The organism is Nevskia ramosa DSM 11499 (assembly GCF_000420645.1).
Classification (GTDB): Bacteria; Pseudomonadota; Gammaproteobacteria; order Nevskiales; family Nevskiaceae; genus Nevskia; species Nevskia ramosa.
In genome coordinates this window covers 175,662-201,788 of record NZ_ATVI01000012.1, presented here as the reverse complement: position 1 = coordinate 201,788, position 26,127 = coordinate 175,662, and the positions used below count along the sequence as shown (strand labels likewise).

Sequence of the window (26,127 nt, the reverse complement as noted above, 5' to 3'; positions counted from 1 at the left end):
GTACCCAGGCTTCGAGCAGCAGCCGCCAGGGCAAAGGCGCATGGCGCAGTTCCATGAAGTGCAGCAGCACCAGCCGCACCTTGATCGCCGCGATCAGGATGATCGAGAGCGTCGCTACACTGGCGGTGAACTGATCCTTCGACAAGCCCCAGGTGGTCACGCAGGTCGCGGCCATCAGGAACAGCCAGACCAGGGTCGCGGGTTTCGTCAGCAGCGCCATGACCTATCTCAGCAAATACAGCAGCGGGAACAGGAAGATCCACAGCAGATCGACCATGTGCCAGTAGGTGGCGCCGGATTCGAGCACCTTCAGGTTGCGGCTGTCGAACTCGCCCTTGCGTGCCTTCAGCCAGAACACCGTCAGCATCACGCAACCGCCGATCACGTGCAGCAAGTGAATGCCGGTCAGCGAGAAATAGAACATGTAGAAGTCATTGCTCATCGGCGTGATGCCGGCCGCTAGCTTGCCGCCGTACTCGATCGCCTTCGAGATCCCGAAGGCGATGCCACAGAGCATCGCCGCCAGCAGCAGCTTCGGAATCGCGCTGATCCGGTCACGCTTCGCGGCATCGACGGCCAGCACCACGAACCAGGAACTGGTCAGCAGGATCAGTGTGTTGATGCCACCGAAGTCCGGATTCAGCGTGTGGCGCGCGGTTTCGAACAACGCGCCCTGCTTGATCCGCTCCTGCATGAACGACACGAACAGCACGCCGAAGAAGCACATGTCGGCAAGCACGAACACCCAGACGCCTTCCACTCCGGGAAGGCGTCGGGTCACTGCAACGGGAGAAGTCGACATGCAGCGAGAATGCCTCAGCGGGCGCCGATCAGCGAGCCCGTCTGCTCACGTACCGCACTCGGGCTGGCGGCGCCGTCCTCGATCTCGATGCGATTCACGGCCTTGATGATGAACACCGACATCGACACGATCCAGATGTACCAGGTGGGGAACGCGATCCAGAAGTTGAACATGCCGTGGAACGCGAACGGACCGGTCTTGAAGAACGGGATCAGGCTCACCGGGAAGAACGAGGCCACGGTGACGAAGCCCCACCAGCAGACCCAGGCCGGCACCAGCGGCTTCTCACGCTTGTCGCGCAGGAACACGATGGCGGCGGCGATGATCTGCCAGCTGGTCACCATGTAGGCGAGATCGACGATCATCCAGGCGAGGTAGTACATCGTCTGGACCATTTCCGGCGACAGCACGTCGATCTGCAACGCGATGGTCAGCCAGATGCCGCAGGCGATGACGATCGGGCAATAGGTGATCGTTGCACCGGTCATCTCGATGTTGGCGAGCATGCCTTCGCCGCCTTCGATGCGGCGCATGACGCGAGACACCGCCGCGCCGAACGTCATGTAGCAGGAGCCGACTACCATGCACACCGACATGCCGATCATGATCGGCGTCTGCAGATCCTTGTAGTGCTGCCACATGTCCTGGGCGCTGGTGTTCGCCGCCATCGGCGGGAAATTGCTAGCCAGCAGGCCCCACATGCAGAAAAAGCCGATGAAGAAGACCGGGCCGGTCCAGGCCATCAGCTTCCACATGCTGTAATCAGTGGGATTCGGTTGTGTCGGATTCATCGTGTTTGCTCCTCGTTCGAATGCGGCGCCGGGCGTCGGTCGGGTTTCTGACCCGAGGTGGAGTTTCGGCAGCGGCGCGGTCGCGGTCTATCAGAATCGTCCTTGCTGCCATGTCAGAATCGGCTACGCACGGTTCGAGCAGAGAAGCCATGACGACGCCGACCAGACCGCACGCCGCAGAAGCCTTCCGCAGCGCCTTCGGCGTGGCGCCGGGTGTCGCTGCCGAAGCGGGCAACGGATCGGCCATCGGCATCTACGACTGGCGCACGCCGGACATGGACGGCTTCGAACTACCGGAGACCGACGAACTGGTGGTTGCCCTGCATCTCGGCGGCTCGCGCCGGGTCCGAGCGGTGACCGAGCGGGGTCTGAGCCGCGCCTGCTCCATTCCCGGCCTGGTGACGATCCTGCCGCCCGGCCGCAGCGCCGCCTTCAACACCGGCGGCAGCATCGACGTCATGACCCTGCACGTGCCGCTGCAGAACGGTCTGGCCGGCAATGGCGCCCTGCCCTCGCTGGGCAGCCACACGATGCCGCGCTTCGCGTTCCGCGACGCCTATGTCACCGCCAGCATGGAAGCGCTGTTGCGTGCGGCGCGCGCGCCCCAGCCGCCATCGCCGAACTACATCGCCAAACTCGCCGATGCCCTGCTCTGCCACCTCGCCGAACAGGCGCAGACGCTGCCGGCGGCGGGCCACGTCGCCGATGCCGCCGCGACGGCCGGCCAGCGCATCGGCACGACACCGCTGGCAGATCTGCTCGCTTACGTCGAAGCCAATCTGAGCCGGGCATTGCCGATCGACGAACTGGCAAGGCGAGCCGGCGTCAGCCGCGCCGGGTTCACACGCAGCTTCCGCGGCGCGACCGGCATGAGCACCCATCAATATCTGACTCAGAGACGAGTAGCAGCGGCGATGCACTTGCTACAGAACACCGAGTTCGATCTGGTCCGCATCGCCCAGGAGACCGGCTTCTCGAGCCAGTCGCACTTCACCGACACCTTCCACGCACTGACAGGCTCGACGCCGCGCCGCTTCCGCGAGCAGCGTTGACCTCGTCGGCCCTCAGAGCCCGAGCGCTTTCTTCAGCCGCCCGGTCACCAGCGGGCTGGACGCCAGCGCCACCAGCGACGCCTGCTCCGCCGCCAGCTGCTCGTGCAGGCCTTGCGACATCGTCTGGCGGATCAACCTTCGCGTTTCACCGGCCGCGCGACCGGAAGCAATCAGCGGCTTGATCCGTTCGAGCACGGTGTCGATGAACGCGGCATCTTCGCCGTCGATCACTTCGTTGAAAATACCGAGCTGGGTCGCCGCCTCCGGCGTGATCGCATCGCCGCGGATCAGGATTTCCAGCGCCTTGCGGGCGCCGACGATGCGCGGCAGGAACTGCGTGGTGCCGGTGTCCGGCGACAGGCCGAGCTTCGAGAAGCCGGGACGCAAGGTCGCGGAAGGCTTGGCGTAAGCGAAATCGCAGGCGCAGATGAAACCCAGGCCAGCACCGGTCGCCGGCCCGTTGACCGCCGCGATCAGCAGCGGCCCGGCGTTGACCAGAGCTTCCAGCGCGCCGTGGATGCGCGTGGCCAGACGATCGAGCAAGCGCGCGAGCTCGCCGTCGTCACCGCTGCCGAGCGCGGCCTTGAACACGCCGACATCGCCACCCGAGCAGAACACCCGGCCGGCACCGGTCAGCAGCACTGCTTCAACGCGCGGAGAAGCTTTGACGCGTGCCACCGCGGCTTCGATCGCCAGCGCCATCGAATCGTCGATGGCATTGGTCGCATCCGGACGGTTCAGGGTCAGCAGGGCGACCCGGCCGTCGAGACGTTCTTCGATCAGCACCAGATTGCTGGTTTCATCGCTCATGTCTCGCAGAATTCCTTGAGTGTTCTTCTAGTTATCGGGGCCGCAGCGATCACATCCGGAACACGCCGTAGCGTGCTTCCTCGATCGGCGCGTTCAGCGCGGCAGACAGCGCCATCGCCAACGCATGGCGGGTATCGGCCGGATCGAGAATGCCGTCGTCCCAGATTTCCGACGTCGACCAGTACGCGCTGGACTTGCGCTTGTACTCGTCGAGCACCGGCTCGCGGATCGCCGCGATGTCTTCCGGCGCAAGCTTCTGCGCCGTGCGCGCCAGCTGGCGGATCTTGATATCGACCAGCACATTGGCGGCCTGCTCGGCACCCATCACCGCAGTCTGGCTCTGCGGCCAGGAGAACAGGAAGCGCGAATCGAAGGCGCGGCCGCTCATGCCGTAATTACCGGCGCCGAACGAGCCGTGACACATCACGGTCAGCTTCGGCACCGTGGCGTTGGACATCGCCATGATCATCTTGGCGCCGTCCTTGGTGATGCCGCGCTGCTCGTACTCGCGGCCGACCATGAAGCCGGTGATGTTCTGCAGGAACAGCAGCGGTGTGCGATCGCGGTTGCACAACTCGATGAAGTGCGCGCCCTTCAGCGCGCTGTCGTTGAACAGCACACCGTTGTTGGCGAGGATGCCGATCCGGTAGCCCCAGAGATGCGCATAACCGCAGATCAGTGTCTTGCCGTAGGCCGGCTGGTATTCATGGAAGCGCGAGCCATCGACGATGCGGGCAATGATTTCGCGCATGTCGAAACCCTGCTTGATGTCGCGCGGCAGCACGCCGTACAGCTCTTCGGGATCGTGCAGCGGCGGCTCGGGCGTCTGCCACTGCACCTTGGTCTTCTCCGCTTTCGCGAAGTTGCCGACGATGTCGCGGGCGATGGCGATCGCTTCCTCCTCGCTGGCGGCCGGGTAGTCGGCCGTGCCGGACACCGAGGTATGCATGTCGGCACCGCCAAGCGCGTCGACGGTGACTTCCTCACCGGTCGCGGCTTTCACCAGCGGCGGACCGGCAAGGAAGATCGCGCCCGTACCGCGGACGATCACGCTGTAGTCCGACAGCGCCGGCACATAGGCGCCGCCGGCCGTGCAATGGCCGAGCACCACAGCGACCTGCGGCACGCCCATCTTCGATAACGCGCACTGGTTGCGGAAGATCCGGCCGGCCGCGTATTTGTCGGCAAAGAAATCCGCCTGCAAGGGCAGGAAGCCGCCGGCGGAATCGCAGAGATGGACGACCGGCAGGCGGTTCTCGATGGCGATGTCGAGTGCGCGTACGGTCTTCTTGATCGTCAGCGGATACCAGGCGCCGCCCTTGACGCTGGCATCGCCGGCATTGATGACCACTTCACGGCCGGCAACGATGCCGATGCCGATCACGCAGCCGGCGCCCGGCACGCTGCCGTCGTAGGCCTCGCCCGCCGCGAGCGTTGAAAGCTCCAGGAACGGTGTGCCCGGATCGAGCAGCAGCGCGATGCGCTCGCGAACCAGCAGCTTCTTCTGCGCGCGCAGGCGATCGATATCGCGCTGCGGCCGCTCATGACGCGCGGCCTGCTGGCGCGCCTTCAGGTCATCGGCAATTGCCCGGTTGTGGGCGACGTTTGCGCGGAACTCGGCCGAGCCGGTGTTGAGCTGTGATTCGATGCGCTTCATGCGGTGACCGGCTCCAGGCTCAGCAGCAGGGCATCGCGATCGAAGCTCTGGCCGGCAGCAAAGTTCACGGCTGCGACGACGCCATCTCGTGGCGCAACCAGCGTCGTTTCCATCTTCATGCTTTCCATCATCAGCAAGGTCTGACCGCGGCTGACGCTATCGCCAACCGACACGGCCACGGTGATCACCGAGCCCGGCATCGGCGCGCGGATGCCGTCTGCGGCACCGCCCTGATGCTGGGCGGCGAGGCGCTCCAGCGGATGGCGATAGCGCAGCTGATAAGCCTCGCCATCGAGATGAATGAACACCTCGTCGCCGTGCGTGGCGATCACGGCGTCGATCGTCCGGCCATCGATGCTCAGCCTCAGCGCACCATCGGTTTCGCTGCGCAGCACGACGTCGATCGCCTGCGTATCGTCGAGATGCAGGCGATAGCCCTTGGGCGTGCGCGACAGCTCGACGCCCTGTTCGCCATCAGCAATTTCGAAAGCGTGATGCATCAGTTCCTCCAGGCGCCGAGCGCGGCATGGAGATCAGGAATCGCATCGGCTCCGTCGCGCATGGTTTTCGTGCTCAGACTCGCGGCGGCCAGCAATGCGTGCAGTGTCGACGATGCAAGCTCGGGCTCGGCGGCGATCTGCGGATTGGCATCGAGGAAGCCGGTGTGCACGTCGCCCGCCACGAAAGCCGGATGGGCGATCAGCCGGCGCAGGAAACCGATATTGGTCTTGCAGCCGAGCAGCACGGTGTCGCGCAGCGCATGGTCGGTGCGAGCCAGCGCTTCGCTTCGATCTTTACCGTGGACGATCAGCTTGGCGATCATCGGATCGAAGGCCGCGGTGACTTCGCCGCCTTCGACCACGCCGCTGTCCCAGCGCAGGCCTTCGCCAGCTGGCGCACGCAAGCGCAACAGCGGGCCGGTGGTCGGCGTGTAGCCGCGCGCGGCGTCCTCGGCGTAGATGCGCAGCTCGATCGCGTGGCCGCTGGTTCGCAGATCGGCCTGCGTGTAGCCCAGTGCTTCGCCGGCCGCGACACGCAATTGCTCGAATATCAGATCTTTGCCAGTGATGGCTTCGGTCACCGGATGCTCGACCTGCAAACGGGTATTCATCTCCAGAAAGAAGAACTCGCCCGTCTGGGCAAAGATGAACTCCACAGTGCCGGCATTGCGATAAGCCGCCGAGCGCGCAATGCCGGCAGCGGTTTCGCAGATGCGTGCGCGCAGTTCCGGTGCCAGTGCGGGAGACGGCGTTTCCTCGACGATCTTCTGGAAGCGGCGCTGCACCGAGCATTCGCGCTCGAACACGTGGACCACCGAGCCGTAGCCATCGCCGAGCACCTGCACTTCGATATGGCGCGGATTCTCGATGTAGCGCTCGACATAGAGCCGGCCATCGCCGAAGTAGCGCTGGCCTTCGCTGCGCGCGCGTTCGATCTCGGCATCGAGCACCGCAAGATCGCGAACGATGCGCATGCCCTTGCCGCCACCGCCGGCCGAAGGCTTGATCAGCAGCGGCGTGCCGACCGCACGGGCGCGCTCATTGAAGCTCGCAGGATCATCGTCCTCGATCGCGCTAGGCGCGACCGGGAAGCCGGCGCGCTCGACGAAGTTGCGGGCGCGCACCTTGTCGCCCATCAGTTCGATCTGCTCGGGCAATGGCCCGATGAACACCAGGCCGGCCGCTGCGACAGCGCGTGCGAAGCCCGCGTTCTCGGACAGGAAACCATAGCCCGGGTGGATCGCGCCGGCGCCGCTATCCTGTGCGGCCTTGAGGATCTGCTTGGCGTCGAGATAGGCGGCGACTGGCGTGCTGCCGGTGATCTCGATCGCCTGGTCGGCCATCTGCACGGCCAGCGTGCCGCGATCCGCGGCATGAAAGACGACGATGCCTTTCAAGCCCAGCGCTTGAACGGTGCGCAGCACGCGTACGGCGATTTCGCCGCGATTGGCAACCAGCACGGCCTTGAACGGCCAGGCGCTGGTGTCGTGGCTCAGCGAGTTCTTCATCGGCGGTTGGCAAGTCTCGGGGTTTTGTTCGCGGCAGCCACGCGTGCCGTGGTTTCGATGCCATCGCAGACCATTGCCGTCAGTTCGGCGGCGATGGCATCGACATCGAGCTCGCCGCGGCCGCAGACGTAGTTCCAGGTCAGATGTTCGACGGCACCGTAGACGAGGTCGCGCATCAGGCTCGGCGAAACATCGCGGCGGAACTCGCCGGCGGCGATCCCATCGTTGATCACGTCCATCAGAAAGCGCGTGTACAGCCGGTTCTTGTCATGCAGGCCGGAGCCGCGATAGTCCTGCTCGGCGCGCACTTCGCGGAACATCAGCCGGCACAGCAGCGGCTGGTCGCGGATCGTGCGCAGATGACCGTGGATGACAATGCGCAGCCGTTCGCGATGCGTGGTGATGCCGGCCAGTTCGCGGGCGCGGTCGTCGCTGATCGCGTCGTACCAGCGTTCGAGCACGGCGAGCAGCAAGTCGCGCTTGGTCGCGAAGTACTTGAACACCGTGCCTTCGACGACGCCGATGCTCGCAGCGATCTCCGAAACGGCGGTCTGCTCGTAGCCCTTGCGGCAGAACACATCGCGTGCGGCTACCAGAATTTCGTCGATGCGCTGCTCGCGTCCCAGCCTCGGCGACGGCACGCGCGCAGCCAGTTTCCCGGCTCGGCCAGCAGGTTTGCTCACGGTGACTTTGCGGACGGACGGCATGGCGCTAGTATTGGTGAGTCCAACTCATCTCGTCAACGGATGAGTCGGACTCACCACAACCGGGCGGCGATCTCGACACGCCGCCCGCATCGATGCGAGGAAAGGGTCATGGCGGATTCCAGCGGCGCGGCAAGCAGCGGCAACCTGTTGCAGATCTTTGCCGGCCTGTCCGATGGCGAGCAGCAGATTCTCGACGAGGCCGATCGTTTCGCGCGCCGCGAGCTGTATCCGCTCGCACAGCGCATGGACGACGAGGAATGGTGGCCGACCGAGATCTTTCCGAAGATCGGCGCCACCGGTTACTTCGGCATCACCGCGCCCGAGCAGTACGGCGGCGCCGGGCTGGACATCTTCAGCGCCGGGCTGATCCTGCAGGCGTTCTCGCGCTCGAACCATGCGCTGGGCCTGAGCTGGGTCGCGCACGAGAACCTGTGCATGAACAACATCCTGCGCAATGCCAACGATGCGCAGCGGGCCAAGTATCTGCCGGTGATGAACAAGGGCCTGTCGATCGGCGCACTCGGCCTCACCGAGCCGGGCGCCGGCTCCGATGCCCTCGGCTCGATGCGCACCACGGCGCGGCGCGAAGGCGATTTCTACATCCTCAACGGCCGCAAGCTGTACATCACCAATGGCCCGGTGGCCGACGTGCTGCTGGTCTACGCGAAGACCGACAAGGACCGTGGCCAGCACGGCATTTCCGCGTTCATCATCGAGAAGGATTTCCCCGGTTTCAAGGTGGCGCAGAAGCTGGAAAAGATGGGCTTCCGCGGCTCGCAGACCGCCGAACTGGTGTTCGACGATTGCCGCGTGCCGGCCGAGAACCTGCTCGGCGAAGAGAACCGCGGCGTCAAGATCGTCATGTCCGGGCTCGATCTGGAACGGGCGATGATCGCGCCGATCTGCCTCGGCATCGCCGAACGGGCGCTGGAACTGGCGATCGATTACGCCAGGCAGCGCCAGCAGTTCGGCAAGCGGATCGCCGACTTCCAGATGGTGCAATCGATGATTGCCCAGATGTACACCTGGGTCGAAGCGATGCGCCTGTTCACCTACCAGGTGCTGCGCGCCTGCAACAGCGTCGATGAAAGCCAGGGTGGCCGCGGCGACATCCACAAGCTGACCGCGGCCGGCGTCATGTTTGCCGCCGACACCATGAACAAGGTGCTCGACTACGGCGTGCAGGTGCACGGCGGCATCGGCTACATCTGGGAGTCCGAGATCAACCGCCTGTATCGCTCGATCAAGCTGCTCGAGATCGGCGCCGGTACTACCGAAGTGCGCAAGATGATCATTGCCGGCGAACTGCTGAAGCCCTGAAGCGCAGCGACAAAAAAGGCCGGTCACCCGCGCAGGTGACCGGCCTTTTTGTTGCGCTGAAGCTTAGCCAGCCGGCAGGTAGATCGACTTGATCTGCTGGTAGGCGGCGAGCGACTCCGGACCCATTTCACGGCCGAGGCCGCTGGCCTTGATGCCGCCGAACGGCGACGCGATGTCGATCATGTAGCCGTTGACGCCGATGGTGCCCGTATGCACGCGGCGGGCGATGGCCTGGGCGCGTTTCGAGTCCGACGACCAGACGGTGCCACCGAGGCCGAACTCGGAGTCGTTGGCGATCTTCACCGCCTCTTCCTCGTCCTGATACTTGATGACCGACAGGACCGGCCCGAAGATTTCTTCCTGTGCGATACGGGCCTTGTTCGAGACATCGGCGAACACGGTCGGCTCGACGAACCAGCCATCACCCGCATCCTTCGGACGACCGCCACCGGCGACCAGACGGGCTTCGGTCTTGCCGATCGCGATGAAGCCTTCGACACGGGCGCGATGCTCTTCCGAAGCGAGCGGGCCGATCTGGGTGTCCTTCTCCATCGAGCTGCCGACCTTCAGGCCCTTGGCCAGACCGGCGATCGCGTCGACGATCTCGTCGTAGCGGCTGGCCGGCGCCAGGATGCGCGACGACAGCGCGCAGATCTGGCCGTTGTTGCCGAACGAGGCGAAGTGCAGGCCCGGCAGCAGGTGTTCGATCTTGACGTCGTCGAGGATGATCGCCGCCGACTTGCCGCCCAGCTCGAGGCTGACCGGACGCAGCAGACGACCGCAGACTTCGGCGACCTTGCGGCCAGCGCCGGTCGAACCGGTGAAGGCAACCTTGTCGACGCCCGGATGCGACACCAGGTAGGCGCCCAGTTCACGGCCGCCCGGCACCCAGTTGATGACACCGGCCGGGATGCCCGCTTCGGCAGCGGCTTCGGCAACGATGTAGCAGTCGAGCACGGTGCCCGGCGACGGCTTCAGGACGATGGTGCAACCGGTGGCCAGGGCCGGACCGATCTTCATCATCGACAGCACGACCGGGAAATTCCACGGCACGATGCCGCCGACCACGCCCACCGGACCCTTGCGGATCAGGGTGTCGAAGCCCAGCGGCGACGGACGACGCTCTTCGACGACCATGTTGGTGGTCAGCGCGGCGTAGTAACGAATCAGGCCACAGACGTAGCTGCCTTCCAGCTGTTCCGACAGCGCCAGCGGCATGCCGTTCTGGATGCTGACCGCGCGGCTGAGGCGCTCGGCACGCTTTTCCAGCGCGTCGGCGAACTTGTTCATGTACTCGGCGCGCTGGGCCGGGGTGGTGTCGCCCCAAGGGCCATCCAGTGCCTTGCGGGCAGCGGCGACAGCCTTGTCGATGTCGGCATTACTGCCTTCCGGCACGCTGCCGATGCTCAGGCCGGTGTTGGCACCGATGACGTCGATGCGGGCGCTGGTGGCGGGTTTAACCCAGTCACCATCGATGTAGAAACTGTCGTGATCGATATTTTTGTCAAGCGACATAGTGAGGCTCCTCTCCAGTAACTGGCATTCGAAGTGATGCTGAGTGTCGACGGGCATGCGGCAAGGTGCCGAAATGCAACCGTTAATTTAGTATGGCAGATTACTATTTTTCCACCCTCCTACAATAGAGCAGAAACCCGATGGCCGAAGCCCCGAACGTCGTTTTCCACGCCTACGCTGACAGCGGCGTCCTGATCACCGGCGGAACTTCGGGTGTTGGCCTGGCCAGCGCCATCCAGTTCGCCCATGCCGGCGTGCGCCGGATCGGCCTCGTCGGCCGCAATGCCGAGCGCGGCGAACAGGCACGCCAGGCGGTGCTCGCGGCCTGCCCGGAAGCTTCGGTGTACTTCATCCAGGGTGATGCCAACGTGCTCGAGCAGGCGCAGCGCGCCGTCGCCGAAGCCTATGAGAAACTCGGCAGCATCGACGTGCTGCTGAACTCGACCATCGACATGAGCCGCTACACGCCGGAGCCGCTGATCAATCTCTCGGCCGCCGATATCGGCCCGACGATGATGTCCGTGGTGCTGGCGCCGATGCATATGAGCTGCCTGGTGCTGCCGTACATGAAGCAGCGCCGCGGCGGCGTGATCCTGAACGTGGCGTCCGACGCCGCCAAGGTGCCGACGCCGGGCGAAACCATCCTCGGTGCGGCGATGGCGGCGATCACCGTGTTCTCGCGGACCTTGGCGATGGAAGCGAAGCGCTTCGGCGTTCGCGTCAACTGCCTGACGCCGTCGCTGATCGGCGGCACGACGACCGCCGCGCACGTCCAGAAAGGCGGCTTCAGCGCCAAGCTCTTCGCGCAGGTGGAAAGCATGGCCAGCCTCGGCGTCTGCTCGCCGGACGATTTGGCAGCGATGATCGTCTTCCTGGGCGGTCCGCAGGCCGGCAAGATCACCGGTCAGGTGATCAGCGTCAACGGCGGCATCTCGGCCGGTTGATCGCGCGTATAGGCTTCGGGCTACACCGGATTCGGGCTTGACGATGACAACACGGAAAAAGGCTGGCGACGCCGCATCGGCGAGCCTTGGATCAGGCTTGGGCACGCGCTTCAGACTGCGCGTGGGCGTGCCGGCCTGGCTGCTGCTGGCAGCGGCGGCCGTGCCGATGACGTTGCTGCCTGGGCTTGTCCAGGCCGATGAGCCGCCGGCAAAAGCCGAGGCGCCGCAACTCGCGGTGACGCCATCGGCACCGGTCACGCCGGTGCCGCCGGAATATGACCTGCCGCTGGCCGAGAAAAGCGGCAAGGCGACGCTGATCCTTGCCGGCGGCTGCTACTGGGGCATGCAGGCGCTCTTCCAGCATGTGAAGGGTGTCAGCAACGTCACGGCCGGCTACGCAGGCGGTCTGAAATCGACGGCGGAATACGCGAAAGTCATCGGTGGCGGCACCGGCCATGCGGAATCGGTGCTGATCGAATACGACCCGTCGCGCTTGAGCATCGGCACCCTGCTGCAGATCTATTTCTTCGTCGCGCACGATCCGACCCAGCTGAACCGTCAGGGGCCGGACATCGGCAGCCAGTACCGTTCGACGATCTTCACCGACAGCAAGGACGAGGCGCGAGTCGCCGTGGCCTACATGAATCAGATCGACGCCTTGAAGCTGCTGCCCCACCCGATCGTCACCAAGATGCGGCCCTTGTTTCCGTTCTACCGGGCCGAGGGCTATCACCAGAACTTCGTGCAGAACCATCCGAAGCAACGCTACGTGCTGGTCAACGATCTGCCGAAGCTTGCACGCCTGAAGGAAGCATTCCCGAAGCTGTGGCGCGAACAGCCGCTGCGCTACGAGCCGGAGGAAAACAAGCGCACGAAGCTGCTGCCACCGCCAACGCTCAGCCAGTAAACAAGGTCAGCGGCTGTCGGCAGTCAACAAAAAGGCGGCGGCGCGTTGATCACGCGCCGCCGCCTTTTTTGTGCCGCAACGATCAGCAGATCGTTACGCAGTCTGCGGCAGATGCGACGGTACGGGACGGCGGGCAACGGCCGCGGCCTGCTCGGCCGGCAGCAGCTTCGAAGCGCCGAAGATCAGCACCAGCGCAACGCCGATGCTGATCGCCGAGCAGATTGTGCTCATCAGCATCGACGGATTTTCCAGGTGCAGCGCGATGATCATCGGTGCGCCGGCGCCGAAGTTGCCGAGATAGAAGGTGCACGGGAACATCACGATCAGGCCGAGCAGCGGCCAGTGGCTGGTCGAGCGACGGCGAAGCTCGGCCGCCGCCACCGCAAGGCAGACCACCTGCGCGGTTTCCAGCATGCCGATCGCCAGCGGGTAGTTCAGGATCCGGAACGCATGCGGACCCCAGTACTCGTACAAGCCGCCGTTGATGCCGATCATCTCGAACACGCAGGAGCAGGCCAGTTCGATGGCGGCCCACTGGTACAGGCCGGTCGCCGTCAGGCCCTTGGCGATGCGATCGCAGATGAACATCGCCGGACCGGCGTAAAGCACCACGTAGCCGCTATGCGCCCAGACCGGCTGCGGAATGCCATAGGCGGTAAACGTCGTCCACAAGCCCGGCGTGTAGAACCACAAGGTCATGCCGACGTCGTACAGCGCCTCGGCGAACGCGCCGACGAAGGCGGCAACGATCAGCAGCACATAGAAAGGCGTCTTCTGGCGAATGCCCATGACGATCGCGATCACCAGCAGCACGGCGGTGACCAGATAGCTGCCGTAGGTGAGTACGGACTGGGTGGCGAGATTCAGCGGATGATCGATCGGCGCGGTCAGCATGGTGCTGGCTCCTCAGGCGGATGGCCGTCGCTGACGGCCGGGAAAATGGAAATTGGCTGAACGCGATGGTGATCGGCAGACGACGAAAACGAGCGCGCCGACAGCTGGCGTGATTCGCGTTCATCAACATCCTCCCCACTCCATTTTTCGCTGTTCTTCGTGTCTGCGCACGATTTCGACTTGCCAGGCGGCATGTCGGCCTACGTTTATAGTACGTTAGCATACGAACAAATGAACTGGCTTCAGCCAGCGATCGGCCAGCAGCGCCGAGCCATCGCCGCCCGGCCAGACAAAAATCAACAGGAGAGGAGATTCGGATGACTGCAAACATTGCGGCGCGTGCCGCCATCGTTCGTGAAGTGGGCGCCCCGTGGACGATCGAGAACGTCGAGATCAGCGCCCCGCGCGCCGATGAAGTGCTGATCAAGATGGTCGGCACCGGCATCTGCCATACCGATACCGCCTGCCGCACGGGTTTCCCGGTGCCGATGCCGATCGTGCTCGGCCATGAAGGCTCGGGCATCGTCGAAGCGATTGGCAGCGGCGTGACCAAGGTCAAGGTCGGCGATCACGTCGTCCTCAGCTTCGATTCCTGCGGTGAATGCCTGAACTGCAACAAGGATCAGCCGGCGTACTGCTACACGTTCTACCCGCGCAACCTCGCCGGCGTCCGTGCCAGCGACGGCTCGGCGCAGATCACCCAGGATGGCAAGCCGATCAACGGCCTGTTCTTCTGCCAGTCCTCGTTCGCGACCTACGCTTTGGCGCGTGAGCTGAACACCGTGGTGATGGACAAGTCGCTGCCGCTGGACATCCTCGGCCCGCTCGGCTGCGGTATCCAGACCGGCGCCGGTGCAGCGGTCAACGCGCTCGGCATTCTCCCCGGTGAATCGCTGGCGATCTTCGGTGGCGGTGCAGTCGGCCTGAGCGCGCTGCTCGGCGCTCGCGCGGTCGATGCCGGCGCAGTGATCGTCGTCGAACCGCAAGCCGGCCGCCGCGCGCTGGCGCTGGAACTCGGCGCCACTCACGTGATCGATCCGAAGGAAACGCCGGACACGCTTGCGAAGATCAAGGAACTGGTCGGCGGCGTGAACTACGCGCTCGATACCACCGGCATTCCGGCGGTGATGGCGGCGGCCGTGGAAGCGCTGCTGCCGAAGGGCGTGCTCGGCCTGCTCGGCGTGCCGCCTCCGGAAGCGACGGTGCCGGCGAACATGATGAGCATGCTGATCCGCGGCATCACTGTGCGCTACATCGTCGAAGGCGATGCCGATCCGCAGGAATTCATTCCGCGCATGGCCGGCTGGTACAAGGCCGGCAAGTTCCCGTTCGACAAGCTGATCGGCAAGTTCCCGTTCGATCAGATCAACGAAGCCGCGCATGCGGCCGAGAAGGGCGGCGTGATCAAGCCGGTGCTGATCTTCTGATGCCTTGAAGCCGGCCGAGCATTGCGCCCGGCCGGTGTAGGGCGAGCCGTGCTCGCCGTTTGGGCGAGGGCAGTGGCGGCCGCGGGCCGCCCTACGTCAGCGCATTGCGGCGGAAGTGCCCCGGCGTGGTGCCGGTCGCGGCACGAAATACCTGGGTGAAGTGCGACTGATCGCCGAAGCCCAGGTCGAGTGCGATCCGATTGATTTCCAGCTGCGGATTGCGCAGCAGCTCGCGCGCCTTGTCGATGCGGCGCAAGGTGATGTAGCGGTGTGGGGCCAGGCCGGTCACGGCCCGGAAGCGCCGCGCGAAATGAGCGCGGCTGACTTTCGCCCGCTCGGCCAGGCCATCGAGCGTCAGATGGCTGGCCAGATGGGCGTCGATGTAATCCAGCATCGCATCGAGCTTCAGGCTCGAATCATTCTTCAGCACCAGCGCTTCGTCCGTGCCCGCGGCTTCGTCATTGCGGAACGAGGCCATCAGATGCAGCACCAGCGCGCGGATCACCGAATTCACGTACGGGATGTTGCAGCGGCTGAGGTCATGCGCCTGCTTCAGCAACACGTCCATGCAGGCGCTGGCGAACGCATCGCGGAACGCGAAACGAAAATTAGGCTGCGCCGCGAACATCGATTTTTCCAGCCCGTCGAGCAGACGGTGCGGCACGTGCAGCGATGAAAAGCTGACTGCGCCATCGATCACGTACTCCACTCGGCGACCCGGCGGAATGACGCTGATCAGACCCGGCATCGACGTGGTTTCGCTCCACGGCCCGTTGCAGGAAGCGCGCACCTTGCGCGAGCCGCCGCTGTGCACGGCGACGATGAAATCATCGTTCTCGGCCAGTTCGAAGCCATCGGTCCACGGCAGCTTCCACTCGCAGACCGAAGGGCCGCCCCAGGCTTCGGCGTCGTTGCTGAACACCGGTGGCCGACGCACGCCGGCGCTGAAGGCATCAACCGCTCGCAGTGTTGCCAGTCCTGCCATCTCGCTCTCCTCGCAGCCGGGCCGTGATCGTGGTCACTGCCGCTCTTGTTCAGCGCCGTTTTCCAAACATTCGGGCTGAGCACTTTTTCGATACTGCGGCGATACGAATCACAAAGAAGCACGAAATCGCCGCGCCTAAGCTTACTCCACGGCCCGCGCCCCGATCAGGTCCGCGCGCGAGTCCAGAAAATCTCAGAAACACTTGCCGACAAGGCCGAATCGAACTCCGGAGCTGCTGTGGTCACCGATCAAGACACCGAATTCCACAATCCGCCAGACGCGGATCATCGCTACGCGGAAACCAACTGGTTCTGTTTCTACATCCCCCAGGAAAAGATCATGGGGATCATCTACACGGTGTCGCGCCGCGGCGTCGGTGTGCAGTCCTGCGATGTGTCGCTGTACGGCGCGCTGGTCGACAACCGGGTGGAGACACTCTACCTCGACGCCCAGATGGCGCTGCCCTGCCCGCCAAGCCTGCGTGAGTACAAGACCGCCAATGGCCTGCATGTGAAAGCGCACAGCATCCGCGACTACACGGTCAGCTATCGCGGCTACGACGACACCGAGATCGACTTCGATTTCAAGGGTCTGATGGAGCCCTTCGACATCCACGACAAGAATCACAGCCCGATGGCCAAGGACACGGTCGACGCGCAGCACGCCGGCGCTGGCATGGGTTCGGGCTACGGCGGCCATTTCGATCTCACTGGCCACTTCAAGGGCCGGCTCAAGTTCCGCGGCGTCGAGTACCCGATCGACTGCGTCGAAACCATGGATCACAGCTGGGGCATCCGCGCCGAAATCTTCGTGCCGACCATGGGCTGGTCGCACTGCCATTTCGGGCCGGACTTCGCGATCAAGTGGATCAACCACTGGGACCCGACCAAGCCGGTCGATCAGCAGCAAAGCCTTGCCCACGGTTATGTGATGGACAAGGGCGAGGTCTACGGCCTCACCGATCTGAAGCTGGTCACCCATCGTCTCGGCAGCGTTATCCACGCGGTGGAAGTCACCGCCACCGACAAGCGCGGCAAGGTCTGGACTGCACACGGCGCCGCCGAATGCGGCGGGCCCTGGGTCTGCTACGTCGCCTCGAACCTGTACGTCGCGCAATGCCGCTGGACCTTGAACGACGGAAGAGTCGGCTACGGCTTGGCGAGCGAAATCAATTCGATGCAGGCGCTGACGCGCCAGCACGGCCGGCGCTGGACGAAGTCATCCGGGCATCTGACGGTTTAGTTCGCGCCGCAGCTCCAACAAAAAAGCCGCTCTACAAATCAATTAAACGAGGAGACCGCCCATGCAGATGGTCGACAAGGACAAACCATCGCCGCAGCTGATCGCGACGATGCGCAAGCAGTTCGTGGTCGAGCGCGAGGTGGATCGCGCGCTGACCTGGAAGATGGAAAAGCGCGCCGGCGCGCCGTTCACCAAGCTGCCGCTGGAAGCGCTGGTGCAAGGCGTCACCGCGCTGATCGCCGCGAACGTCAAGACGCCGTTCGAAGTACGCAATGCTCATTGGCTCGCCGGTGGCGCCTCGAAGCTGCAGATGGGTTTCGAGCTGGCCTGGGATCGTCCCGGTGTCGGCCAGACGACGACCAGGATGGTGCTGCGCACCGACCTCGCCGAATCGCTGCACGCCACCAGCCGCCTGCGTGAATTCCAGATTGTCAACGCGATGAAGGGCACGCTGCCGGTGCCGGAAGCGTTCTGGGTCGACGTGCTTGGCGAACACCTGCCCTACCCGGGCATTGTCTACGGCTTCGCTGCCGGCGTGACCAAGCCGTCCACCGCCAAGAGCGGCGTCTCGGGCCTCGGCACCTGGATGCCGCCGGACGTGCGCAATGCACTGGCGCCGCAGTTCGTGCGCGACATGGCCAAGCTGCATACCTTCGACTTCACCACGGCCGAGCTGTCCTCATTCGACGTACCCAAGACCGGCACCGAGAACGCTCATTGGGCGGTCAGCTGGTGGGATCGGGTCTGGGCAGAAGACGCGGCGGAGGAAGTGCCGCTGATGGCGCTGGCTTCGAGCTGGCTGCACAAGCACGCGCCAGCGGTGGATCAGCTGTCGATCGTCCATGGCGATTTCCGTACCGGCAACTACCTGTTCGACGAACCGACGCTGACGATCAGCACCTGGCTGGACTGGGAGCTGGCGCGCATTGGCGATCGTCATCAGGACCTTGCCTGGAGCACCAGCAAGGCGTTCTCGACGATGACCGAGGACGGCAAGACCGTGCTGATTTCCGGCCTGATGCCGGAGCACGAGTTCCTGGAAGCCTACGAGAAGGCTTCGGGCCTGAAGGTCGATGCCAAGGCCCTGCATTACTACCAGGTGTTCAACGCCTACTCGATGATCGCGATGACCCTGGGCACCAGCTATCGCGTCGCCAAGAACGGCAAATCGCATCAGGACATCCTGCTCGCCTGGCTGCTCGGCGTGGGCTACATGCTGATGGACGAGATGCGCGGCCTGATTGAAAAAGGAGCCTGAAACATGGAAATGCGCCCACAGCTGCAGATTCAGACCGTCATCAAGGCGATGATGGAAGACGTGATTCCGGCGATGGATCAGACCAATCAGCTGGCCATGCAATCGGCCCAGCTGACCATCGGCACCTTGATGCTGATCTCCCAGCATTTGCCGCTGGAATACCGCTACGACTGCGACGAACTGGCCCGCCTGCTGGCGACTGCGAAGACGCTCGCCACCCAGGCCGGCGGCCTCGCTGCCGCGGGCGAACTGGCCGTTGCCAGCCGCGCCGGTGCCGACGTGCTCGATCGTGCCCGCGCCGAACCTTCGGAAATCCTCGATGCCATTCGCAGCCTGCGTGCCGCGACGGCTGACACCGTGCGCGCGGTCTACGCCGAAGGTTCGGACAGCGTGCAGGCCTCGGTCGAAAAGACCGTGCTGGCGATGTCCAGGGAACAGCTGCTGCGCGACCGTTCGTGGCTGCTGATGCAGGGCTGGGAACCGAATCCGGCACTGGTGCCGGCGATCGACACCCTGCTGGCACCGATCCCAAAAGGCTGAACACGGTGACTGCCATGGAACCCGGCCTGCGTCGTCTGCCGCTCAGTGGCGCGGTGAACTTCCGCGATCTCGGCGGCTACGAGACCGTGGACGGTCGCCGGTTGCGCTGGGGCCGGGTGTTCCGATCGGACTCTCTGGCCGAACTCGGCGACGCGGATCTGGCGCTGCTGCAAAGCCTGGGTCTGCGCACCGTCTGCGATCTTCGCGGCGAGCCGGAACGCGAGCACAAGCCGAACCGTCCGCTCGGCGCTACCGTCACCACGCACGCGATCGGCTTCATGCCCCATGGCGGCGAGGAACTGCTGGCCGGCGCGCGCGACGGCAGCATCGACCCGTCCGAGATCGAAATCCGCGTGCAGGACATCTATCGCCGCTTCGTCATCGAGCAGTCGGCGAGCTTCGCAAGGCTGCTGCGCCTGATCGCCGATGCAGATTCCCTGCCGCTGGTCTTCCACTGCACCAGCGGTCGCGATCGCACCGGCTTCGCCACCGCGATGCTGCTGAGCGCGCTCGGCGTGCCGCGAACGACGATCGAAGCCGATTACCGCTTGAGCAACGACTATCGCCGTGACCTGACGTTCCAGCTCGGCGGCATCGTGGCGCCGGAAGTGATGGCGGCGCTGACCCAGGCGCATCCGTCCTATCTCACTGCGGCATTGACCACGATCGACCAACACCATGGCTCGGCCGAGCGCTACCTGCGCGAAGCCCTGGGCCTGGACGACACGACAAGGGCGCGGCTCGAAGCGCTGTTGCTGGAATGAGCCTGCCCGCAACCCACAACAAGACCAGAACACGCTGAGGAGCGACACACGCAATGAGCAAGGCAAACGAACTGTTTTCACTGAAGGGCCGCACCGCGCTGGTCACCGGCGCCAGCAGCGGCATGGGCCGTCACTTCGTCAAGACGCTGGCCGATGCCGGCGCGCGCGTGGTCTGCGCGGCACGGCGCAAGGACGAGATCGAGGTGGTCGCGGCGGAGATTCGCGCTGCCGGTGGCGACGCGGTCGCGGTCGCCGTCGACATCGGCAGCACGGCCAGCGTCACCGCTGCGTTCGATGAAGCCGAGAAGGTTTATGGATCGATCGATCTGCTGGTCAACAACGCCGGCCAGATCGTCTTCGTGCCGTTTCCGGACATCAGCGACGATCAGTGGGAGAACCTGATGAACGTCAATCTGACCGGCTGCATGCGCATGTCTCGCGAGTTCTCGAAGCGCCTGATCGCCAAGGGCAAACCGGGCAGCATCGTCAACATCACTTCGATCACCGGTCAGCAGACCAAGCCTTATCTGTCGATCTACGGCACGGCGAAAGCGGCGCTGATCCAGTTCACCAAGCAGCTGGCGATCGATCTGCTGCCGCACGGCATTCGCGCCAACTCCATTGCACCGGGCTACTTCCGCACGGCAATGGTCGACTGGTACTTCGACAGCCCGGAAGGAAAGCTCGAAGTCGACAACCTGCCGGCGAAGCGCGTCGGCAAGCTGGAAGAACTCGATGGCCCGCTGCTGCTGCTGGCGAGCGACGCCGGCTCCTATCTGAACGGCGTGATCCTGCCGGTCGACTACGGCCACGTGGTGCGCATCTCGTTCACCTGATTCACCGCTGCAAGCGGAGCGGGAGACGCGACGAGAACGCGCTCCCGTGCCACGGTTCTTCGACTACCCACCAGACCGCGTTCGAACGCGGCATCCCCGCAATCGATTGATGGAGGAGTCATACGATGGGCGACAATCCTGGTCTCGAGCAGTTCAAGTTTCCCCTCGACCTCGGCGCGCCGGCAGGCTCGCTGGAAGGCCGTTCGCCACCGATCGACAATGGCAGCGATGTCATCGATCCCTCGCGCTACTACTCGCGCGAATTCATGGCCAAGGAATGGCAGACGTTGTGGCCGAAGGTCTGGCTGCTGGCCGCGGTGACCTCCGACATCCGCGAAGCCGGCGACTACACGCTGTACCAGCACGGCCACGAGGAATTCCTGCTGGTTCGCCAGGATGATCTGTCGATCAAGGCGTTCTACAACAGCTGCCCGCATCGCGGAAACCGCGTCTGCCAGGTCGATCGCGGTGTCGCCGACAGCTTCACCTGCCCGTTCCACGGCTGGCGTTTCGGTGGCAACGGCAAGCTGCAGGAGATTGTCGACGAGGAAACCTTCAATCCCAAGCTGATCGCCCATCGCCCCGGCCTGACCGAAGTGCGCTGCGATCACCTGGCCGGCCTGGTGTTCATCAACATGGACGGCAAGGCACCGCCGCTGAAGGAATGGATGGGCCTGCCGGAAGGCTATGTCGAAGCCTACGGCCTGGAAACGATGAACCTGGTCCGCCATACGCGCAGCGACTGGAGCAGCAACTGGAAGACCGGCGTCGATACCTTCTACGAGTCCTACCATCTGCCGCATATCCATCCGCAGACGCAGGGCTCGATCGAGGAATTCAGCCAGGTCGATCTCTACAAGAACGGCTTCAGCCGGATGATCATGTGGTTCGGCATCAAGTCGCATCGCCATGAAGTGGAGCATTCACGCGATCTCGATGAAGGCACCAAGATCTTCCTGCGCGATGCCGGCATCGATCCCGACACGTACACCGGCACCGTTGCCGATACCCGCCGCGATATCCAGATCGCCAAGCGCGAACGCGCTGCGCGTCTCGGCCTCAAGGACTGGAATCAATTGACCGACGGCCAGCTCAGCGATGGCTGGATCACCGGCATGTTCCCGAACGTGCAGATGGGCATGCATGCCGAAGGCGTGTTCATCATGCGCTTCGTGCCAAACCCGACCGATCCCGAGAAATTCACCTACGACAACATGCTGCTTTATCGCCATGTCGACACGCCGAACTACGACGTGCCGACCTGGATGGCGATGCCGAAGGACATCGACGTGACCGGTGCGGTGCGGCCGGAGATCGAGCGCTGGGCTGCCAACGAAGTGCCGGGCATCGGGCCGGTGCTGCTGCAGGATTTCGAGCTGGTGCCGCATGTGCAATCGGGACTGAAATCGCGCGGCTTCAAGGGCCCGCTGTGGGGCGAGCAGGAAGCGCGGATTCGCCACTTCCACAAGGAAGTGGACCGCTACGTCTCCGGCGAGAAGTAACAACGATGAGTGAAGCCCGCTGGCTGCCGGTGGCGATGCTCGCCGAGTTGGCCGTCGACACCAACAGGGCGTTCAAGGTCGAAGGCAAGTCGATCCTGCTATGCCGCACGGCAGCTGGCGTCTACGCGCTGGCCAATCGCTGCACACATCAACTGGCCGCGCTCGAAGGCGGGCGCATGCGCGGACATCAGCTGTATTGCCCGAAGCATGGCGCCTGCTTCGACATGCGTACCGGCACCGGCATCGGCCCGCTTGGAAAAGTGCCGGTGCCGAGCTACGCCGTGAAGGTCGCCGACGACGGCCAGATCTCGGTCGCATTGCCGGAAACGGTCTCTACCTGAATCAAGGACAACAACCAACGATGAGCGCAGAAGCCAACAAGCAGACCGTCGCCCGCTTTCTCGAACTGTTCTCTTCGGGCGCAGTGAAAGAGACGATGGCGATGATGACCGACGATGCCACCTGGTGGGTCGCCGGCACGATGCCGATTTCCGGAACTTATACCAGGGCGCAGTTCGAGAAGCTGCTGTCCGGCGTGCTCGATGTCTGTACCGGCCCGATCCGCATCGAACCTCGCGACTGGACGGCCGAAGGCGATCGCGTCGCCCTCGAAGCAGAGTCCTTCGTCGATACCCGCAACGGCCGCACTTACAACAACCTCTATCACTTCCTGTTCAAGGTGCGCGACGGCAAGATCGCCGCGGTCAAGGAATACCTGGACACGATGCACACCAATGCCATCCTGTGCACGCCCTGAGCCCCGCCATGTCCAAGGAAGCCGCCAGCCTGGTTCATGAGTTCACCTTCACGTCACAGGTGCAGCCACCGGTCGATACCGGCCCGAACCCGATGGGCGCTCGCATGTGTTTCACGATGGGCGAAGGCACGGTCACCGGCGAGCGTCTGAAGGGTCGCTTTCTGGGCGGTGGTGACTGGCTGCTGGTCGGCGGCGACGGCTATGGCCGGGTCGATGTCCGCGGCCAGATCGCGACCGAAGACGGCGCCTTCATCTACATGAACTATCACGGCTATCTGGAGATGAACGCGGCGATCGGCGGCGCACTGACCACCGGTGCCGGCACCGACTTCGGCGACGCCTATCTGCGCACCTCGCCAAGGCTGGAATGCGGAGACCCGCGCTATGCCTGGGTCAATCACACGCTGTTCGTCGGCGCCGGTCGCCTGCTCGCAGGCGGCACGGTCGAGTACAAGGTTTATCGCGTCGACTGAATCGAGGAAGTCCGTACATGAGCCAGAACCCTGAAAGCGTCGTACGTGCCTTCTTTGCGGAAATGGGCAGCGGCGGCGGCCTGATTGCAGCCATTGATCGGCATTGCGCCGACGACTGCAAGTGGGAGAACACCGGCCTGCCGACCGCGCCTGACAAGGCGACGATGAAAGCGATGATGCAGGCCTTCATCGATGGCTACGCAATGCACGCGCTGGTCGTCGACCTGATCACGATCGCGGTGTCCGGTGACACGGTTTTGACCGAGCGGATCGATCACATGGACAAGGTGGATGGCACGCGGATGATGTCGTTCCCTCTGGCCGGCATGTTCACCGTCAAGGCCGGCAAGATCGTTCGCTGGTCCGACTATTTCGATCCGCGACCACTGTTGCCAGAATAGGACCGACCGTCGGAAGCAATACCGGCATTTCCCGACGAGGTCTCTGGAGGGCTACCGGTTGAAACCGATCATGAATCTCGACGAGGTCGAGTTTGACGACGTCGAGGAGAACGGCCTGTATACCTCTCGTCGCGGACAGATCAGCGACCACATAGGGGCCAGGAAGCTGGGCTACAACCTGACGGTTCTGCCGCCCGGCAAGGCGCAATGTCCCTTCCATTGCCATCATGGCGAAGAGGAAATGTTCCTGATCCTGGAAGGCGAAGGCGAGTTGCGGTTCGGCAACCAGCGTTACCCGATCCGCCAGCACGACGTGATTGCCTGCCCGCCAGGAGGGCCCGAGGGCGCGCACCAGATCATCAACACCGGCACGACGACCATGCGCTACCTGGCCTTGTCGACACTGGTCGACGTCGAGACCTGCGAATACCCGGACTCGCAGAAGATAATGATCGTGGCCGGGCAGCGCGGCGAAAGAAACATCCGGAAGATGTTCCGCGCCGAGAACACGGTCGACTACTACGATCGCGAGAAGACCGACAAGGATCGGTAGCGGCCGAACTTCATTCAACGAAAAAGGCGGAGGCCGCAAACGCGACCTCCGCCTTTTCCGTGGACCGGATCATTCCGAGGAACGATCCCGTCTTTGATGCTTGGATCAGCAGCCCACCGTCTGCTGCGACGGCCAGTTCTGCTCGGTCTCGAACCAGTCTTCCCAACCCGCTGCAAGGTTCTGCTCGCGGGCCAGCTTGCGCTCGCCCGGGGTTGCGAATTCCATGTCCCAGCGCTTCAGCGCCGGCTTGATGATCGTCGCTTCCCACAGCGGCGGAATCAGCGCGGCGAGAAAGCAGACGAACACGCTCGGCAGCTCGATGCCTTCGCGGTGCGGAATCAGCTTGTAGTACGGCGCATAGGAGTTCATGTGGTGATCGGCGTGGTTGGTCAGCTCGAAACCGAGCACGCGCGTGGCAACACCGAGATGATTCCAGACATGGCGACGACCGACCGGCGTACCCGGCACGCGGGTCTGGCCGTAGTGCTGGAAATAGCTGAACGATTCGGTCCAGGTCTTGGCGATGAACATCGCCGCCAGCACGCAGAGCACGCCGGTGAGGCCCGCCATCGCGAAGATGATGCTCTGGAAGACGATCTGGATGGCGACGATCTTCCATACGCGGTGGCGCCAGTTCCAGCCCGACAGGCCGCGCTTGCGCAGGGCCATGCTCTCGGCCTTCAGCGCGTAGGCGATCGTGCCCCAGACCGCCTTCGGCGTGAACTTGTAGATCGAGGTGCCGCGCGGCGCGGTGCTCAGATCGTGAGGCGTCGACACATCGATGTGGTGGTAGATCACGTGCTCGATGTCGCGCATGCCGTCGAACAGGGTGAACTGCGCATAGCGGCCGACGGTGCGGGCCAGCGGATCGCGTGAATGAAACAGCTCATGCTGGGCCGCGATGCCCGGCACCAGTGCCAGCCAGGCGGAAGACATGACACCACCGAACAACTGCCAGCCGGTCAGCGCTTCGACGTGCATGCGCCAGCCGAATGCCAGGAACAGCACCACCGGACCGAGGCCACCAAGCCAGACTGGAATCGACGCCCAGAATGCGGAAGTCATCTTGCGCACGCTGTAGTCGCGAGGGAAGACGAAGTCGATGAAGGTCACCAGCGGGAACGTCGCGAAGCCCAGCCAGACCCAATCGCCACCCAGATAGAAACCGGCGAGCCCTGCCCCGATCAGCAGGGTTGCAGCGTAGTACTTCAGATAATCTTTCATGACGAACTCTCGACAGAAATGGAAAGGGTGGTAATGGCTTGAATGGTGGAATTCGGTTCAGCAGGCGGCGTGCAAACGTCGCGGGCCGAAGTGACCGGCGTGTACGACTCGGACTGCCAGCAACTGCCTTCGCTCGGAACAAGCACGCTTGATCGCGCTCATGGGCCAGACGCCTCGGCAGTGGAGTCGACACGAGAACGACTGCGAGCCCTCGCCGGACGTTCGCCCTCTTCCGCGCTGAGCGCCGCGCGGGCAGCCGCATCGGCGGGATTGCCTGGCTCCAGTGCAACCTGAGTCAGCAGGTTGTTCTTCATTCTCGACAGCAGATTGTTGAGCAACAACTGATCTTCGACCGAGATGCCATCCATGATTGCTTCGTTGCTGGCACGCGCAACCAGGCGCATGTGCTCCAGCACTTCCAGACCGCGTTCGGCAATAACCACATGCTTCGAGCGACGATCACCGGGCACCGCCTGACGCTCGATGAAACCGGATTTCTCGAGGCGCAGCAGCAGTTCGCCCATCGAGGCACTGCCCATTTCGAGCATCTGCGCAAGCTCGTTCTGGTTCAGCGGCCGACCATCGCCACGGGAAAGATTGAACAACACCCACCATTGCGAGCGCGTGATACCGAGATGACGCGAGCGCTGGTCATAGAGCATGCGTCGCAGACGCGAGACGTCATGAATCAGATAGCCGGTCCGCAGGAAGCCCTCGAGGCTGTTTCTGGACTTGGGGGTTTTCTCGACGCCTGACAT

The 26,127-nt window shown here is 63.8% G+C and carries 29 protein-coding genes; 16 read left to right on the top strand and 13 right to left on the bottom strand.

Going from position 1 to position 26,127, the window contains the following annotated elements; translation table 11 throughout:
• From G513_RS0119750 to G513_RS0119740, 3 genes are all read right to left on the bottom strand, one after another.
• The coding region (locus G513_RS0119750) for a cytochrome C oxidase subunit IV family protein (protein WP_022978587.1) at nt 1-220 on the bottom strand (220 nt) is incomplete at its 3' end.
• 3 nt (nt 221-223) lie between these two features.
• Complete coding sequence (locus G513_RS0119745) at nt 224-781, bottom strand: cytochrome c oxidase subunit 3 family protein (protein ID WP_022974917.1); 558 nt, start codon at nt 779-781, stop codon at nt 224-226.
• Between the two features lie 35 nt (nt 782-816).
• A complete protein-coding gene (locus G513_RS0119740) occupies nt 817-1,593 on the bottom strand; it encodes a hypothetical protein (protein ID WP_156891328.1) in 777 nt (258 codons plus the stop codon).
• A 149-nt stretch (nt 1,594-1,742) separates the two neighbouring features.
• Here G513_RS0119740 and G513_RS25230 point away from each other — a divergent pair, with 149 nt between their 5' ends.
• Nucleotides 1,743-2,645 carry a helix-turn-helix domain-containing protein gene (locus G513_RS25230; RefSeq protein ID WP_022974915.1) on the top strand — a complete coding sequence of 301 codons (903 nt, stop codon included), beginning with the start codon at nt 1,743-1,745 and terminating at the stop codon, nt 2,643-2,645.
• A 12-nt stretch (nt 2,646-2,657) separates the two neighbouring features.
• Here the strand turns inward: G513_RS25230 and G513_RS24320 are convergent, their stop codons facing one another.
• The 5 genes from G513_RS24320 to G513_RS24315 are packed head-to-tail and all read right to left on the bottom strand — an operon-like array spanning nt 2,658 to nt 7,827.
• Nucleotides 2,658-3,455, bottom strand: coding sequence for an enoyl-CoA hydratase/isomerase family protein (locus tag G513_RS24320; RefSeq protein ID WP_022974914.1), 798 nt, complete (start codon nt 3,453-3,455; stop codon nt 2,658-2,660).
• Nucleotides 3,456-3,504: 49 nt separating this feature from the next.
• Nucleotides 3,505-5,112 carry an acyl-CoA carboxylase subunit beta gene (locus G513_RS0119725; protein WP_022974913.1) on the bottom strand — a complete coding sequence of 536 codons (1,608 nt, stop codon included), beginning with the start codon at nt 5,110-5,112 and terminating at the stop codon, nt 3,505-3,507.
• Nucleotides 5,109-5,612 (bottom strand): acyl-CoA carboxylase biotin carboxyl carrier protein subunit, encoded by a 504-nt coding sequence (locus G513_RS0119720; RefSeq protein ID WP_022978586.1) that lies wholly within the window; start codon nt 5,610-5,612, stop codon nt 5,109-5,111. The genes G513_RS0119725 and G513_RS0119720 overlap by 4 nt, the downstream gene beginning before the upstream one ends.
• Nucleotides 5,612-7,120, bottom strand: coding sequence for an acetyl-CoA carboxylase biotin carboxylase subunit (locus G513_RS0119715; RefSeq protein WP_022978585.1), 1,509 nt, complete (start codon nt 7,118-7,120; stop codon nt 5,612-5,614). The genes G513_RS0119720 and G513_RS0119715 overlap by 1 nt, the downstream gene beginning before the upstream one ends.
• Nucleotides 7,117-7,827, bottom strand: coding sequence for a TetR/AcrR family transcriptional regulator (locus tag G513_RS24315; RefSeq protein ID WP_022978584.1), 711 nt, complete (start codon nt 7,825-7,827; stop codon nt 7,117-7,119). The genes G513_RS0119715 and G513_RS24315 overlap by 4 nt, the downstream gene beginning before the upstream one ends.
• A gap of 108 nt (nt 7,828-7,935) precedes the next feature.
• Between G513_RS24315 and G513_RS0119705 the strand changes: the two genes are divergently transcribed.
• Nucleotides 7,936-9,147, top strand: a complete 1,212-nt coding sequence (locus tag G513_RS0119705; RefSeq protein ID WP_022978583.1) for an acyl-CoA dehydrogenase family protein — start codon at nt 7,936-7,938, stop codon at nt 9,145-9,147.
• A gap of 63 nt (nt 9,148-9,210) precedes the next feature.
• Here G513_RS0119705 and G513_RS0119700 read toward each other — a convergent pair whose 3' ends face one another.
• Nucleotides 9,211-10,662 (bottom strand): aldehyde dehydrogenase, encoded by a 1,452-nt coding sequence (locus tag G513_RS0119700; RefSeq protein WP_022978582.1) that lies wholly within the window; start codon nt 10,660-10,662, stop codon nt 9,211-9,213.
• A 140-nt stretch (nt 10,663-10,802) separates the two neighbouring features.
• Here G513_RS0119700 and G513_RS0119695 point away from each other — a divergent pair, with 140 nt between their 5' ends.
• Both G513_RS0119695 and msrA read left to right on the top strand, forming a co-directional pair.
• Nucleotides 10,803-11,606, top strand: a complete 804-nt coding sequence (locus G513_RS0119695) for an SDR family NAD(P)-dependent oxidoreductase (RefSeq protein ID WP_022978581.1) — start codon at nt 10,803-10,805, stop codon at nt 11,604-11,606.
• 166 nt (nt 11,607-11,772) lie between these two features.
• Nucleotides 11,773-12,513, top strand: a complete 741-nt coding sequence (gene msrA / locus G513_RS24310; RefSeq protein ID WP_156891819.1) for a peptide-methionine (S)-S-oxide reductase MsrA — start codon at nt 11,773-11,775, stop codon at nt 12,511-12,513.
• Nucleotides 12,514-12,606: 93 nt separating this feature from the next.
• Here the strand turns inward: msrA and G513_RS24305 are convergent, their stop codons facing one another.
• Nucleotides 12,607-13,407: a hypothetical protein gene (locus tag G513_RS24305; RefSeq protein ID WP_022978579.1), complete on the bottom strand. Its 801-nt coding sequence runs from the start codon at nt 13,405-13,407 to the stop codon at nt 12,607-12,609.
• 317 nt (nt 13,408-13,724) lie between these two features.
• Between G513_RS24305 and G513_RS0119675 the strand changes: the two genes are divergently transcribed.
• Nucleotides 13,725-14,834: an NAD(P)-dependent alcohol dehydrogenase gene (locus tag G513_RS0119675; RefSeq protein WP_022978578.1), complete on the top strand. Its 1,110-nt coding sequence runs from the start codon at nt 13,725-13,727 to the stop codon at nt 14,832-14,834.
• A gap of 91 nt (nt 14,835-14,925) precedes the next feature.
• On the opposite strand, the gene G513_RS25225 is transcribed toward G513_RS0119675, so the two are convergent.
• The gene (locus G513_RS25225) at nt 14,926-15,819 is read right to left on the bottom strand and encodes a helix-turn-helix domain-containing protein (RefSeq protein ID WP_022978577.1); all 894 of its coding nucleotides are present in this window, start codon (nt 15,817-15,819) and stop codon (nt 14,926-14,928) included.
• 237 nt (nt 15,820-16,056) lie between these two features.
• Between G513_RS25225 and G513_RS24295 the strand changes: the two genes are divergently transcribed.
• From G513_RS24295 to G513_RS0119615, 11 genes are all read left to right on the top strand, one after another.
• The gene (locus G513_RS24295; RefSeq protein ID WP_022978576.1) at nt 16,057-17,061 is read left to right on the top strand and encodes a DUF7064 domain-containing protein; all 1,005 of its coding nucleotides are present in this window, start codon (nt 16,057-16,059) and stop codon (nt 17,059-17,061) included.
• A 61-nt stretch (nt 17,062-17,122) separates the two neighbouring features.
• On the top strand, nt 17,123-18,319 hold the full coding sequence (locus G513_RS0119660) for a phosphotransferase family protein (RefSeq protein ID WP_022978575.1): 1,197 nt from the start codon (nt 17,123-17,125) through the stop codon (nt 18,317-18,319).
• Between the two features lie 3 nt (nt 18,320-18,322).
• On the top strand, nt 18,323-18,859 hold the full coding sequence (locus G513_RS0119655) for a hypothetical protein (protein WP_022978574.1): 537 nt from the start codon (nt 18,323-18,325) through the stop codon (nt 18,857-18,859).
• Between the two features lie 14 nt (nt 18,860-18,873).
• The gene (locus G513_RS0119650; RefSeq protein WP_022978573.1) at nt 18,874-19,623 is read left to right on the top strand and encodes a tyrosine-protein phosphatase; all 750 of its coding nucleotides are present in this window, start codon (nt 18,874-18,876) and stop codon (nt 19,621-19,623) included.
• Nucleotides 19,624-19,676: 53 nt separating this feature from the next.
• Complete coding sequence (locus G513_RS0119645) at nt 19,677-20,459, top strand: SDR family NAD(P)-dependent oxidoreductase (RefSeq protein WP_022978572.1); 783 nt, start codon at nt 19,677-19,679, stop codon at nt 20,457-20,459.
• Between the two features lie 125 nt (nt 20,460-20,584).
• Complete coding sequence (locus G513_RS0119640; protein WP_022978571.1) at nt 20,585-21,961, top strand: aromatic ring-hydroxylating oxygenase subunit alpha; 1,377 nt, start codon at nt 20,585-20,587, stop codon at nt 21,959-21,961.
• Nucleotides 21,962-21,966: 5 nt separating this feature from the next.
• Nucleotides 21,967-22,302, top strand: coding sequence for a Rieske (2Fe-2S) protein (locus tag G513_RS0119635; RefSeq protein WP_022978570.1), 336 nt, complete (start codon nt 21,967-21,969; stop codon nt 22,300-22,302).
• 20 nt (nt 22,303-22,322) lie between these two features.
• Nucleotides 22,323-22,718, top strand: coding sequence for a nuclear transport factor 2 family protein (locus tag G513_RS0119630; protein ID WP_022978569.1), 396 nt, complete (start codon nt 22,323-22,325; stop codon nt 22,716-22,718).
• Nucleotides 22,719-22,726: 8 nt separating this feature from the next.
• The gene (locus G513_RS0119625; protein WP_022978568.1) at nt 22,727-23,191 is read left to right on the top strand and encodes a DUF3237 domain-containing protein; all 465 of its coding nucleotides are present in this window, start codon (nt 22,727-22,729) and stop codon (nt 23,189-23,191) included.
• Nucleotides 23,192-23,208: 17 nt separating this feature from the next.
• Complete coding sequence (locus tag G513_RS24290; RefSeq protein WP_033418210.1) at nt 23,209-23,592, top strand: limonene-1,2-epoxide hydrolase family protein; 384 nt, start codon at nt 23,209-23,211, stop codon at nt 23,590-23,592.
• Nucleotides 23,593-23,650: 58 nt separating this feature from the next.
• Complete coding sequence (locus tag G513_RS0119615) at nt 23,651-24,145, top strand: cupin domain-containing protein (protein ID WP_022978567.1); 495 nt, start codon at nt 23,651-23,653, stop codon at nt 24,143-24,145.
• A gap of 105 nt (nt 24,146-24,250) precedes the next feature.
• Here G513_RS0119615 and G513_RS0119610 read toward each other — a convergent pair whose 3' ends face one another.
• Both G513_RS0119610 and G513_RS24285 read right to left on the bottom strand, forming a co-directional pair.
• The gene (locus G513_RS0119610) at nt 24,251-25,369 is read right to left on the bottom strand and encodes an alkane 1-monooxygenase (protein ID WP_022978566.1); all 1,119 of its coding nucleotides are present in this window, start codon (nt 25,367-25,369) and stop codon (nt 24,251-24,253) included.
• 158 nt (nt 25,370-25,527) lie between these two features.
• A complete protein-coding gene (locus G513_RS24285; protein WP_022978565.1) occupies nt 25,528-26,127 on the bottom strand; it encodes a MarR family winged helix-turn-helix transcriptional regulator in 600 nt (199 codons plus the stop codon).

What these genes read in the sequence shown, in the direction of transcription:
- G513_RS0119740 (WP_156891328.1), bottom strand. Translation starts at nt 1,593, where the DNA reads ATGAATCCGACACAACCGAATCCCACTGATTACAGCATGTGGAAGCTG.
- G513_RS25230 (WP_022974915.1), top strand. Translation starts at nt 1,743, where the DNA reads ATGACGACGCCGACCAGACCGCACGCCGCAGAAGCCTTCCGCAGCGCC.
- G513_RS24320 (WP_022974914.1), bottom strand. Translation starts at nt 3,455, where the DNA reads ATGAGCGATGAAACCAGCAATCTGGTGCTGATCGAAGAACGTCTCGAC.
- G513_RS0119725 (WP_022974913.1), bottom strand. Translation starts at nt 5,112, where the DNA reads ATGAAGCGCATCGAATCACAGCTCAACACCGGCTCGGCCGAGTTCCGC.
- G513_RS0119720 (WP_022978586.1), bottom strand. Translation starts at nt 5,612, where the DNA reads ATGCATCACGCTTTCGAAATTGCTGATGGCGAACAGGGCGTCGAGCTG.
- G513_RS0119715 (WP_022978585.1), bottom strand. Translation starts at nt 7,120, where the DNA reads ATGAAGAACTCGCTGAGCCACGACACCAGCGCCTGGCCGTTCAAGGCC.
- G513_RS24315 (WP_022978584.1), bottom strand. Translation starts at nt 7,827, where the DNA reads ATGCCGTCCGTCCGCAAAGTCACCGTGAGCAAACCTGCTGGCCGAGCC.
- G513_RS0119705 (WP_022978583.1), top strand. Translation starts at nt 7,936, where the DNA reads ATGGCGGATTCCAGCGGCGCGGCAAGCAGCGGCAACCTGTTGCAGATC.
- G513_RS0119700 (WP_022978582.1), bottom strand. Translation starts at nt 10,662, where the DNA reads ATGTCGCTTGACAAAAATATCGATCACGACAGTTTCTACATCGATGGT.
- G513_RS0119695 (WP_022978581.1), top strand. Translation starts at nt 10,803, where the DNA reads ATGGCCGAAGCCCCGAACGTCGTTTTCCACGCCTACGCTGACAGCGGC.
- msrA (WP_156891819.1), top strand. Translation starts at nt 11,773, where the DNA reads ATGACGTTGCTGCCTGGGCTTGTCCAGGCCGATGAGCCGCCGGCAAAA.
- G513_RS24305 (WP_022978579.1), bottom strand. Translation starts at nt 13,407, where the DNA reads ATGCTGACCGCGCCGATCGATCATCCGCTGAATCTCGCCACCCAGTCC.
- G513_RS0119675 (WP_022978578.1), top strand. Translation starts at nt 13,725, where the DNA reads ATGACTGCAAACATTGCGGCGCGTGCCGCCATCGTTCGTGAAGTGGGC.
- G513_RS25225 (WP_022978577.1), bottom strand. Translation starts at nt 15,819, where the DNA reads ATGGCAGGACTGGCAACACTGCGAGCGGTTGATGCCTTCAGCGCCGGC.
- G513_RS0119660 (WP_022978575.1), top strand. Translation starts at nt 17,123, where the DNA reads ATGCAGATGGTCGACAAGGACAAACCATCGCCGCAGCTGATCGCGACG.
- G513_RS0119655 (WP_022978574.1), top strand. Translation starts at nt 18,323, where the DNA reads ATGGAAATGCGCCCACAGCTGCAGATTCAGACCGTCATCAAGGCGATG.
- G513_RS0119650 (WP_022978573.1), top strand. Translation starts at nt 18,874, where the DNA reads ATGGAACCCGGCCTGCGTCGTCTGCCGCTCAGTGGCGCGGTGAACTTC.
- G513_RS0119645 (WP_022978572.1), top strand. Translation starts at nt 19,677, where the DNA reads ATGAGCAAGGCAAACGAACTGTTTTCACTGAAGGGCCGCACCGCGCTG.
- G513_RS0119640 (WP_022978571.1), top strand. Translation starts at nt 20,585, where the DNA reads ATGGGCGACAATCCTGGTCTCGAGCAGTTCAAGTTTCCCCTCGACCTC.
- G513_RS0119635 (WP_022978570.1), top strand. Translation starts at nt 21,967, where the DNA reads ATGAGTGAAGCCCGCTGGCTGCCGGTGGCGATGCTCGCCGAGTTGGCC.
- G513_RS0119630 (WP_022978569.1), top strand. Translation starts at nt 22,323, where the DNA reads ATGAGCGCAGAAGCCAACAAGCAGACCGTCGCCCGCTTTCTCGAACTG.
- G513_RS0119625 (WP_022978568.1), top strand. Translation starts at nt 22,727, where the DNA reads ATGTCCAAGGAAGCCGCCAGCCTGGTTCATGAGTTCACCTTCACGTCA.
- G513_RS24290 (WP_033418210.1), top strand. Translation starts at nt 23,209, where the DNA reads ATGAGCCAGAACCCTGAAAGCGTCGTACGTGCCTTCTTTGCGGAAATG.
- G513_RS0119610 (WP_022978566.1), bottom strand. Translation starts at nt 25,369, where the DNA reads ATGAAAGATTATCTGAAGTACTACGCTGCAACCCTGCTGATCGGGGCA.
- G513_RS24285 (WP_022978565.1), bottom strand. Translation starts at nt 26,127, where the DNA reads ATGTCAGGCGTCGAGAAAACCCCCAAGTCCAGAAACAGCCTCGAGGGC.